Here is an 11430-nt window from a genome sequence, read left to right on the forward strand (position 1 = left end):
TAGCCGTGAATACTTGCGCATTCTGAGACCTTCCTTCTTGACATTCTATCTAGACTTTCAATAAGCAAAACTGAGCCTGAAGGGATATTACCGTCCTCTATCGCTTTTAAAAATACTCCAAATGCACCTTTTTTAATATTATTTCCATGATATGCACTAAGGCCTAGATCTCTCATTGTAAGAGACTCATCCAATAATAATCCTCTTTCCTTAGCTACTTTATTTGCATAATCTAATTGCCTTTTAAGGGAATGTCCCTTGGCTTGCTCTTGAGTAGAAAATCTCACATAGCTGAACAACAAAGGTTTTTCTGACATAGGGCTTTTCAAATCGTTAGTTATCTATTATGAAAGGACTGTATCACAATCTAGTTTAATTATACATTGTCTGGCCAACCATTGCCGTAGACACGCATATTTTTCGTGTTTCAAACCGCACCAAATTTGCGATGGGCAAAGATGTAGTCGCCGTTGAGCAAAAGCTTGAAAAGGTTGTCCCTAAAGAATTTAAAGTAGACGTACACCACTGGTTAATACTACACGGACGCTACACCTGCGTAGCACGTAAGCCTAAATGCGGCAGCTGTATTATTGAAGACTTGTGTGAGTTTAAAGAAAAAACAGAATAACCTCGAATAACTCTGTTTTGGGTATTTTTAAAGTAAGACAGCTAATTAATTAGCTGTCTGTCGAGTCTATATTATTTATAAATTGCGCCATATTTACTAAACGCTCACCGACAATAAATGCAATGGTGCGTTTAACCCAAGGAGTTGCGATATTTGTGTAGTTTAATTTAGCTAATACGCAGCTTGTAATTATTAAAAGTAGAAGCGACGACACGCTGTAAAACCAAACCATGTGTTGATCTAGGTGTGCATACAAGTCAATTTCAAATAGCACGTCAAAGCCAATAAAAACATAAGTCATATAAAAAGGTGCAGACATAAGCAACAACTTAGTTAGTTGTAATTTATGTGAGCAAAGGCGGTAAACGTCTTTTTGAAGTTGGCTAATCGGCTTTGCATAATCAACGTTAGCAATATGCACTATTTGGCCGATATTACCTGCAAGGCCAGCAATGGAAAATACACTCAGTATCAACGCAGATATTGAAGGCGCTGAAACACTAAAGTTATTTGCAATATACTGCCCCAATAAAACAATAATAAAAAAGAAGGCTGCGCTTTCAATAATACGTGCCCACTTCATAGTATTAAGCTCTTTCATTTGTTTATTCACTTTTGTTTCGCTCAGCAGTGATTGGTTTATTGTAATGGCCGATTCGTTAACACTATTTTGCTGCTGCCATGTGTTTTTAAAATTATCTAAATTCATTTTAAGCCTCCTGTTTTTCAAATTGATTTTTTAGTGTTTCTTTAATGCGGCCAATTCGCGTAGCGACGTTGGTTTTACTTATGCCTAAACTCGTCGCTATGCTTTGATGGGGTTCGCCTTCTAAATACAGCAATACTATGGCTTTATTTAACTTATCGAGCTTTGCTATAAATTCATAAAGCTGCTTAACCTCTTCGCTTTTATCATTGTGCGCTGTTAGGTCGGCTATGTGCACAATGCACTGCTCACTTTCATTGGCTTTATCTTCTCGTTTACTGTCTTTGCGGTAATAGGAAATCGCCACATTCAGTGCTATTCGGTACATCCACGTAGAAAACTTATAGTCTTTGTCGTAATTATCATAAGCAAGCTACATGGTGGTGAGTATTTCTTGCGCTAGGTCTTGCCTGTCGTGTTGGTTTTGACAGTAAGAGTTTACAACTTTATAAATAATGCCTTTATGCTGCTCCATTGTTTGAGTAAACAGTGCTTTTTTATTGGTGTTCATTTACGCATAAATCCATCATCTAAATTAATCTCATCACATAGTTGGCTCATCACAGTTTCATTGTGTTTAATTTCTAATGCATCTGTTTTTAAAAGTAATAAAGTGCGGCGCTTTGGCTAATGCAACATAGCCTGTACACATTTATATAAACATTTTAGCTGCACGATAGTACTCACATAGTCGTCTTATCTAGTTATTCGCAGTATCGCTGAAATAATCACAACTATTAAAAAAAATAATTATTGGAGGGAGTAATAAGCTAAGTAAAAGAGCAAAGCGAGGTGTTAGCTCTTTTTTCTGCCTACTATTAAAAGGGGACTCCTAGTTAAAAGATTTTTTTAATATAGCAATAGTTAATATTATTGTATCTCTGGTTATCAAATATGACTCAGGCTAAAGGTGGTAAAAAACATACAATCTGCTATTAATAGTGAATAATAATTTAAGGAGGTTTCTGAGTTAGCGCTGTAAGAAACCACATAACTTCAAGGATGTATTTTGCAAAGTAATCATTCAAAATTTCAGCCAAATAAGTGGTCATTATTAAATTTAGCTGTTGTGCTTATACTGGCGGGTGCATTTTATTATTTGGGTCAATTTTCTGTATTTCATTCGATTCTTTTAAGCCTAATTTGTTTTATTTCATTTTTAACCTTATTAATTTTAAAGCGTTGGAAAGCATATATTAACTATTTAAAAGCAGTAGGAGATGAGATAGAGCGAGAAAGATTTCACTTAGGTGAACACATAGTATCGATGGTTCCTTACATGAACTTACAAATAACAGTTCATGCACGTATGGATGAATCAGCTTTATTAATCAAAAAAGCAAATTGTTATATTTCAATTAATCTAAAAGATATTTGCTCATTTGAGCCAACTGAATATTTCGGACGGCCAATCGCGAAAGTAATTTTGGCCGATAATAAAAACTTAACTCCTGCACTCTATGTACCTTGGTCTGAAGAAATGGCGCTAACTCAAAGTAAGGCTCATGGGTAAACGCCTTTGTTTGCTTATCATGCCTTAAAGGTATTAAGCGTTACACTCTAAGGCAATACTAAGATTTATAGCGGTTTAACTCTGATACTAAGTGCGTACTTTTAAATACCACCAAATTAAAGGCGCGAGTATTACTAATTCAATACCCACATTTAGCCACTGTTTTGCTACCGAGCCATCTAACATAATGCCAATAAGCCTTGCAATTAAAAGCCCTACGAGTAACGATGACAGTGTTGCCGCTATAGTAGCTTGCCAAGGTACAAGCTGAAAATGAAATTGCAGTAATAAGCCAAAACCAATAAATAACCCCCACCAAATTCTGCGCTCTACGGCCTTAAAAATATCATTCGGAACTGGCTTGTTGCTTATCAGCTCAGGATTGGCAGCTAACACTATGCCAAAAATAATGAATACCGCACCAACAACCCTAAAAATGACTGTATTATCCATGATCAATCCTTCAGGCTGGTTGTTTGATCAACTGTTTGAACAATCGATTGCTCAACAAGCTCCTGAGGTAACTCCTTTGCTTGGCTCCACTGCTTTGGCGATTGCCCATACATACGTTTAAATTCTCTGCTAAATTGTGATGAGCTAACATAGCCTACAGACATAGCCGCCGAGCTTACGTTCATACCCGCTGCAATTTTCATCGCGGCGGTATTTAAGCGCATAGATTTAATAAATTGAATCGGCGACATACTGGTCGCATCCTTAAATTTTCGATGCAAAACTGCCCTACTTACACCAATTTTTGCAGCCATATCGTCTATGGTTATGCTCTCATCTAATCGAGATGCCAAATAATCAATTGAGCGTGCTATGTCGTTTCCTACGCCAAAGGCTTGGTGCACACTACTACCTGCCTGTCCGTTTAATATGGCGTAATATAATTCTCGCAGTCGCCCTTCACCTAAAACCGCAATATCTACAGGGTTGCCTACAAGTTGCAGCAATCGTAGTAATGAATCGGTAAATGAGTCATCCCATGCTGCGAGTGTAAGCCCTTGCGTTTTGGGGCCTGATGCGTGTTTTTTTACACCTTGTGCAGCCATGGTAATAGATAATTCGGTCATCACTTTTGTATCTAGCGATACAATAACGCCTAGCAAGGGGTTCTCAGGTGAAGCCGTGGGTGTACCCGCTTCTACCGGCATAGACATAGGGCAGCACATATAATTATTTTCATCGTATATAAAATGCTTACCATCGAGTATGGCTTCTTTAGCGCCACTGACTATAGCAACAATACACGGCTCGTATACCGCAGGTGCACAGCGCATAGCCTGCGTTACTTTAAACAACTGAACACCTTTAATACCCGTTTCTATTAGCCCTTGGGTATAATTTTCATCGTTGTTTACATCGTTAAAAGACAGGCTATTTTGTATAAGTTGCTTAATGTGGTGTTTGCTCATTCACCCATACCCTTTAAATATAGAATAAATCCAATTTAGCACCGTAAATACACATTCTCAATGCAGCGATACAAATAGGCATATTTTAAAGAGGATATCGCCTAGTTACACCTAGTAGCGAGAGTTATATTACCTAACAAGCACTTTAGAGCAATATGCATAGCCCTGTACTGCATATTTATACTTAACTATTGATAGGAATTTAACTAATGAGCGCAACTAACCCATTTGGCCCTTCTGGCTGGACTCCCGACCAACTCAGTTCTTTAGTTGGTAAATGCTATCTAATAACGGGAGCAAATACTGGTGCAGGCTTTGAAGCAACCCGACTATTACTCGCTAAAGGCGCAAAAGTAGTTATGCTCAATCGTAACCCTTTAAAATCAGATGAAGCTATTGCTAAGTTAAAACAGGAGTTTGGCAATAGTACCGATGTGAGCTTTATAAAAATGGACCTAGCAGAGCTTGCCTCTGTGCGTCATGCAGCCAAAGAGGTATTACAAACTGTGCCACACATAGATGCACTTATTTGTAACGGTGCCATTGCGCAGGTCGCGACTCAGCAATTTACTAAAGACGGCTTTGAAAGTCAGTTAGGGGTTAACCACTATGGGCACTTTTTACTGTGTGGTTTACTTTTTAACAAAATAGAGCAATCTAGCGGGCGTATTGTTGTAGTGGCCAGTGAAGGCTACAAAATGGGGCTTAAAACGATTCAATTTGATGACATGAATTGGAATAAAAACTACCACCCAAATAAGACCTACTGCCACAGTAAACTTGCACAAATGATGTTTGCTTATGAGCTGCAAAATAAAATAGCCGCCGCCAATAAAAATGTGCAGGTGTTTGTGTGTCACCCAGGTGCAGCTAATACCTCTCTTATTGGCGATAATGTTAACTTTGCAACCCGATTTACCTGGTCACTAATAGTAAAAATGGGCTTAGCGCAATCGGCAGAGCAAGGTGCATACCCTGAGGTTATGTGTGCCACCGAGCATAACCTAGAACAACGTGCGTATTATGGCCCATCAGGAAGATGGAATTGGAGCGGCCCCGTAGGAACATGCAAACTTGAGCCGTTTGCTTTAGATCAGCCTGTACTTAGCAAATTATGGGCGGTTACTGAGCACCACACTGCTTTTAAATGGACAATATAATTACTAATAGCGAACGTATGTAGGGTGTAAAAGTAATGAAAAAACCATTAGTAATCGGCCTAATACTTTTACTTTTCCTAACCGGCTGTAAAAGTACCAATAATCCCCCTGTACAGTGTAAACCTAATGATGAGCTGGTAGTACTTGCCCATGGATTAGGCAGAAGCGATTGGGCAATGCGATATTTTGCCCAGCAGCTTAAACGTGCTCATTATAAAGTATGCAGCCTAAATTACGCCTCTTTAGGGCAAAGTGTTGAGGCTGTATTTATGCAAACAACCACACAAATTAATGCCTGTATTGCTAATGCGAGTAAAGTACATTTTGTCGGCCACTCCCTAGGTGGCTTAGTTATTAGAGCCTACTTGCAAAATAACCCTCGGGTATTTAATGATAATACACTTGGAAATGTCGTGTTAATTGGTACGCCTAACAAAGGCAGCGAATAAGCTAATCATTTAAATGGTTCATGGTTAATGCATATAGCCGGCGGTGTAAGCCAATCTTTAATTACAGGCAGTAAGAGTTTGGGCAACACCATAAATGAGCTGGACATTAATTTAGGCGTAATAGCCGGTACTAAAGCATCTACCCTGACACAGCATTATTTTAAAGGTAAAAACGATGGCTTGGTGTCTGTAGAATCAGCCAAGCTGAGGGCGTGTTGATTTTTGCGGATTGAAATTTGTTCAATCTAGGGGCGATTAAATCGCGGCGCGAGGTTTGTAACCTAGTGGGCTCGATAACTGCTCCTGCGTTATTCTAATGACTTACATCCCTGTAAGAATAAGTAAAAACCAAGTAAAGCTTCCGCGTCCTGCTCACGCCCCTTACCTACATCCATGTAGGCAACAAAGAGTTTATCGCCCCTAGGCAGAACCCAAAGGGCAGCGCATGTTTGGCATTTATGCAGCGTTATCGCCTATTTATGGGGAATAACCACACTTCACAGGCTCTGCCTTGCCTAAAAACCAAACACACTGCTGCAAATTCAACCATCAAATACCAACACGCCCTACTAATATGCGTGATTTTATTACCCTTGATGTAAGCCACACGGGAATGCGCTACAACCAACAAGTAATACAACACACACTTTATTTTTTGCAAACAGGTGCATTTTCCCCCCAACACAAAGAACCACGGCCCATTATTAACCACCTAACTGCGGCTAATTTTAGGTAAAAAAAAAGCAAGCCATGTGGCTTGCTTTTGAGTGCCCGTTCAAAGGCTACACACTCTCAACATACTTTTTAAAAACGGTAACTTGCACCCAGTGTAATACGACGGTCAGTTAAACCTTGGAAACACAATAGTGCGCTTTCGTTTACACATGATTGGCTAATTTCAGATTCAGTAATATTTACTGCCTCTAAGCCAATATTAAGTTGCTCGTTCACATCGTAGCTAATACTTGCATTAAGCTGGCCACGGTCTTCCTGTACCACTGGGAAACCCCAAGGGAAGCTAGACGTACTACCAAAGTCATTTGAACGATACCCTTCACGCCACGTGTAACGCATACGTGCTGATAGGCCAAATTTTTCGTAGTACAGCGTAAAGTTATACGCGTTTTCAGAAAGGTTAAGTAAGCCTTGAATTTCACTTACTTCAATACCTGGCGTACCGGTGGTTGCTGCAAATACATTACTTGCTCTTGAGGTTGCTGAATTTTCGGTTTCACCACCTGAGAACTCTTGAATTGTATAGTTAGCTAGCACACCAAAACCAGATGCCCACCCTAGGTGTTTTTCAAAGCCTGATAGGTCATATTGAAAGGCAAACTCAATCCCTTTTTGGGTAGTTTCACCACTATCGTTTACTTTTGTTTCTGTACCAACACATACGCCACGGCCATTCTCAGGGCCAAATACGTTTATATCTGCAATGGGGTTAAATATACCGCCACCTTCACATGGGTCTGTTAAGTCGCGATACCCTGTTACAGGGTCTTCAACTGGCGAGGTTAACTGATTTACGTGTAAGTCTTTACGTGTTTTATGAAAAATACCTACGCTAAATACACTTGCCTCTGCAAAATACCACTCTGCCGATAAATCGTAAGACAGTACTTCTTCAGGTTTCAGTGCTGGGTTACCAAATTCAACTTCGTCATTTGGACTTGTGCTGTAGGTAATAGACGTTGATAGGTCGTTATAATCAGGGCGACGAATATCTTTACCTACACCAAAGCGTACAAGTACATCTTCTGATACATCAGCGACAAGGTTTAAACGAGGTAAAATAAAGTCATAGTCAGATTCATTGGTAATACGCGTTACCAGTTCATTACCACTACCATCTTGAGTAACTGAGTTGCCCGTAGACTCTACGTCTGTTTGAATGTAACGTACGCCAATATTACCGCGTACCATTTCGTACTCAAAGTTAGCTTGTGCATATAGCGCATGGGTGGTTTCTTCTATATCAAAAAAACCTGCAGAACTTGAAGTAGGTGCATTTAATGTTTTGCTTGAACCGTGCGCAGTCATCGCTGCTTGTAATGTGGCAAGTACCGCATCAGGGTCTGACGCCACAAGCTCTGGATCAATAAGTAAAAAGTCGCCTATGTATAACGAGCGGCCATCAGCTTCGTTAAAGTTATCTGGGCCTGCCACTAATAAGTCGGCAAATAAATCACCCGACGGGCTATCAGCCATGGTTCTTAAACCAATGCTTGAGGTAATTTCGTTTTGTTTGCTTTGTGATTTACTGTAGCGGTAACCAAAATCAATAGAGGTTACAATTGAGTCTGTGTAATAGGTTGAATCAATACGGAACGCATCTTCAGAGTTTTCAACGGTATCTTGACCAATATTTACATCACGTAGCACTACATTTGCAGGGTCTAGTAGTTGTTCAACCGTTGGCGCGTACTCTGCCCCCTCTGCAATACCAAATGCCAATGCGCCACCTGATAAGTCATACTCAAACGGCACACTATTATCATTACCGCCACCAGCATCTAATGGCACATTAGGGTTAATAAAGTTAAGCGTTGTATTAAAGCTAGGTGTAGTTGTATCTGAAGATGATGATGCAATTTCAGCACTAACAAACCACTTATCGCCTTGCCATTCGCCACCGAGTCTAAAAATATTACTGTCGGTAACACGCGAGTTTGTATCACTTGAAAAACGAAGGTTAGGATCGTCATCATCGTTTTCTAAATTAACCGGAATGACCCCGCGTAAGGCCGCTTGAATAGACCCAAGGTTGGTACCGCCAAGTGAGCCTAAGTTTACGGTTTCAAATTCATCAGGAACCGAAATATCATTAAGCGCACTTACACCAGAAGCCTGTACACGAGAGCTTTCTTGGCGACGTTCTTGATCGTTAACCACAGCATCAAAATAAAACTTTGTGTTGTCGTTAGGCGCCCATTCAATGGTACCTACAAAGTTTTTAGTTTCGTATTCGTAGTTATCGTAATCTTGTACAAAAAATTGAATCGGTAAAAAGTCAAAAGACTGAGCGCTGGCTACACCGCTATCTGCAGTGATAATGTTATCTCTATCTGCACGTGGGCGAAACGCCGTTACATCTTGCTCTGCGTAGCTGCCGCTCACTAACACACCAAATTTACCGTAATCACCTTCCCAGTTATCAGCAAAAGTTCCCGAAAAACGTGGTTTCAAACCGCTATCAGTGCTTAAGCTACTGTGCTCACCTTGCACTCTAATAGTGGCTAGCTGCTCACCTAAATGCAGTGGGCGAATCGTTTTAAGGTTAATAGTACCGCCTACAGAGCCCTCTATTGTTTTCGCTTCAGGCGACTTTATTACTTCTAAACTTGAAATAATTGACGCTGATACGTCTTCAAAGCTAATACCACTTCGACCAGAGCCTGAGCCCACCGTTGATATACCGTTAATTTCGGTACGGTTAGCATCGGTACCACGAATTTGTACACCTGTGCCTACACCCGCTTGACGTGTAATTTGAATACCCGTTACGTTTTCTAATACTTCAGCGAGGTTTTGATCGGGTAATTTACCAATATCTTCTGACTGAATAATTTCAACTAGGCTATCTGCAGAGCGTTTTTCAGCAAGTGCATTAGTAAGTGATTGACGAATGCCAGATACTTCGATGATCTCTACATCATCTTCTGCAATTGGCTTGGCTTCCTGTGCGTGTGTGGACAAAGAAAGGTTTAATGCTGTGGCAGATATAACTGCTAGCGTAATTTTTGATAACTTGTGATTCATAGTTTTTCCTGTGTGTGTCAGTGCTATGTGTAACTCGCTATATATTTTTTATTAAACGCCTTACCATTTGTCTAAATGGTTAACTTAATATTTACAGCAAAAGCACCAAAGGTCAACCTATTGGTAAACCATTTTTTGTAAAAAAAGCAAAAACAGTCATTACCAATAAAAGCCAATTCGGCATGACAAAAACACTTTTATTACTGACCATAATATAACCACTTGTATTTAATGTGCTTTTAAATCTCAATCAAGGTTAAATAACACACAAAAATAGATTAAAACCTCCTCAATCTCCTCGATATATTTTTTTTATATATACCGCGTTATTTTTATATTTGGCCGCTTTTACCGAATTAATTGGTCAACCAAGATAAAGATAGTAGACTTTTGGCTAACTAATTCGCTGCCAATAACGCAGCGTTACTAAAACTGAGTTTGGTAATACTGCGCTTTAGGTAAAAAGGTTTAGCCAAAATTTAGTTAAAAGAGTACGCCGCGATTCAAAAAGCTTAGGTTTAATAGCCCACACGCACATACAAAAAAACCCAATTAGCGGCATACGCTAATTGGGTTTTAAAGTGGGGTTCACTGGTTATTGTCTTATAGCTTAAAGCTCATTCCTAAGAATAAACGTGGGCCGTAATCGTTTACTTCACCTAGGTTATCTTCCACAAAGAAGTCTTGTGACTTAGGTGCGCTAAACAAGTTAATGGCTTCAGCTTTAACTCTAAAGTGCTCGTTAATTTTATACGATGCACGCATTTCCCATACACCTACGGCATCAACATAACGTAAGCGGGTACCATTACTGGTATATGGTTGGAAATATTCACTACGGTATTTATAAATAATGGCCGTATCAAAGTCACCAATTTGGTAATACAGTTGGCTGCTAAATACATGCTCTGAGAACCCCGGCACCGAACCAGGTTCAATAATACCGGCAGTTAATTGAGTAGTATTGCCATCTAGGTCGGTAACGTATGTATCGCCATATAAGCTATCTTCAAACTCAAAGTCAGTATCTGCAAAGTTATAGCCAAATTTTACACCAATACCATTATCCCAGCGGTACGAGAACGATGCTTCTAAACCCAGTATATCGCTATCATTATCGGTTGTTACCGAATTTGTCACTGGAAGTGATACTGTTTCACCGCCAACCACATAGTCTTCAATCACAGTTTGTTGCTGGAAGCCACCTTGGAACTGTTTGTAGTATAGGCTTAGCGCTAAAATAGAATCTTCATTAGGGTACCATTCAAAGGCTAAGTCGTAGTTCCATGACATTAATGGTTGAGTATCAGGGTTACCTGAACCATCTACGGTTAATAAGTCAGAAAGCGATAGCGCAACAGATTGATCGTCTGTTACAAAGTCGCGATCATAGCCTAAATCAGATGGGTCAGCACGTGACATACCACGGTAAATACCCGCACGCAGTAAAATGTCTTCACTGTAATCAACTACTAAGTTAAAGCTTGGTAAGTATTTAGTATAACCACCGCCGCTTTCGGTTCTTTCTAGTGAATCCCCTACATCGAGGGTTACAGCGCCTGTAGTTTCATCTACATCTACAGTGTAATTTGTTCTAAAGCCTACTGAGGTTACATCAGTATCAACAATACGCAGGCCGAAGTTACCACGAATAAACTTACCAAATACTTCAGTGTCGTAGTTTGCCATTAAGTACACTGAGGTGGTTTTTTCAGTAACATCTATGGTACCGGCATTTTCGTACTCAACATCAGGGTAACCAAATTCACCTGTATAGTCAGCGTCTGTAGC

The 11430-nt window shown here is 39.9% G+C and carries 11 protein-coding genes and 2 pseudogenes; 5 read left to right on the top strand and 8 right to left on the bottom strand.

Annotation, left to right across the window (positions count from 1 at the left end):
• The coding region (locus L650_RS0104895) for a recombinase family protein (protein WP_029772396.1) at positions 1-317 on the bottom strand (317 nt) is incomplete at its 3' end.
• A 71-nt stretch (positions 318-388) separates the two neighbouring features.
• Here L650_RS0104895 and L650_RS0104900 point away from each other — a divergent pair.
• Positions 389-628 (top strand): annotated as a pseudogene (locus L650_RS0104900) (endonuclease III); the annotation flags it as partial.
• Between the two features lie 49 nt (positions 629-677).
• Here the strand turns inward: L650_RS0104900 and L650_RS0104905 are convergent.
• The 3 genes and pseudogenes from L650_RS0104905 to L650_RS24470 form a co-directional block, all read right to left on the bottom strand.
• Complete coding sequence (locus tag L650_RS0104905) at positions 678-1337, bottom strand: hypothetical protein (protein ID WP_029772397.1); 660 nt, start codon at positions 1335-1337, stop codon at positions 678-680.
• A 1-nt stretch (position 1338) separates the two neighbouring features.
• Positions 1339-1692: pseudogene (locus L650_RS24465) on the bottom strand (RNA polymerase sigma factor); the annotation flags it as partial.
• Between the two features lie 15 nt (positions 1693-1707).
• A complete protein-coding gene (locus L650_RS24470) occupies positions 1708-1845 on the bottom strand; it encodes a hypothetical protein (protein WP_223230534.1) in 138 nt (45 codons plus the stop codon).
• A 498-nt stretch (positions 1846-2343) separates the two neighbouring features.
• Between L650_RS24470 and L650_RS0104915 the strand changes: the two genes are divergently transcribed.
• Positions 2344-2847, top strand: a complete 504-nt coding sequence (locus tag L650_RS0104915) for a hypothetical protein (protein WP_029772398.1) — start codon at positions 2344-2346, stop codon at positions 2845-2847.
• 87 nt (positions 2848-2934) lie between these two features.
• Here the strand turns inward: L650_RS0104915 and L650_RS0104920 are convergent, their stop codons facing one another.
• Together L650_RS0104920 and L650_RS0104925 are read right to left on the bottom strand one after the other, a co-directional pair.
• Complete coding sequence (locus L650_RS0104920) at positions 2935-3300, bottom strand: DUF4345 family protein (RefSeq protein ID WP_029772399.1); 366 nt, start codon at positions 3298-3300, stop codon at positions 2935-2937.
• A 2-nt stretch (positions 3301-3302) separates the two neighbouring features.
• Complete coding sequence (locus tag L650_RS0104925) at positions 3303-4268, bottom strand: AraC family transcriptional regulator (RefSeq protein WP_029772400.1); 966 nt, start codon at positions 4266-4268, stop codon at positions 3303-3305.
• Between the two features lie 209 nt (positions 4269-4477).
• Between L650_RS0104925 and L650_RS0104930 the strand changes: the two genes are divergently transcribed.
• Genes L650_RS0104930 through L650_RS24475 form a run of 3 tightly spaced genes read left to right on the top strand, consistent with a single transcriptional unit; the run spans position 4478 to position 6096 of the window.
• Complete coding sequence (locus tag L650_RS0104930) at positions 4478-5428, top strand: SDR family oxidoreductase (protein ID WP_029772401.1); 951 nt, start codon at positions 4478-4480, stop codon at positions 5426-5428.
• A 35-nt stretch (positions 5429-5463) separates the two neighbouring features.
• Positions 5464-5877: an alpha/beta fold hydrolase gene (locus tag L650_RS0104935; protein WP_223230535.1), complete on the top strand. Its 414-nt coding sequence runs from the start codon at positions 5464-5466 to the stop codon at positions 5875-5877.
• 27 nt (positions 5878-5904) lie between these two features.
• The gene (locus L650_RS24475) at positions 5905-6096 is read left to right on the top strand and encodes a hypothetical protein (protein WP_223230536.1); all 192 of its coding nucleotides are present in this window, start codon (positions 5905-5907) and stop codon (positions 6094-6096) included.
• A 585-nt stretch (positions 6097-6681) separates the two neighbouring features.
• Here L650_RS24475 and L650_RS0104940 read toward each other — a convergent pair.
• Both L650_RS0104940 and L650_RS0104945 read right to left on the bottom strand, forming a co-directional pair.
• The gene (locus L650_RS0104940; RefSeq protein ID WP_029772402.1) at positions 6682-9639 is read right to left on the bottom strand and encodes a TonB-dependent receptor; all 2958 of its coding nucleotides are present in this window, start codon (positions 9637-9639) and stop codon (positions 6682-6684) included.
• 603 nt (positions 9640-10242) lie between these two features.
• On the bottom strand, positions 10243-11430 hold a 1188-nt coding region (locus L650_RS0104945; RefSeq protein WP_029772403.1), incomplete at its 5' end, for a TonB-dependent receptor domain-containing protein.

It is taken from the genome of Pseudoalteromonas sp. TB51 (genome assembly GCF_000498055.1).
In the GTDB taxonomy this organism is placed as follows: domain Bacteria; phylum Pseudomonadota; class Gammaproteobacteria; order Enterobacterales; family Alteromonadaceae; genus Pseudoalteromonas; species Pseudoalteromonas atlantica.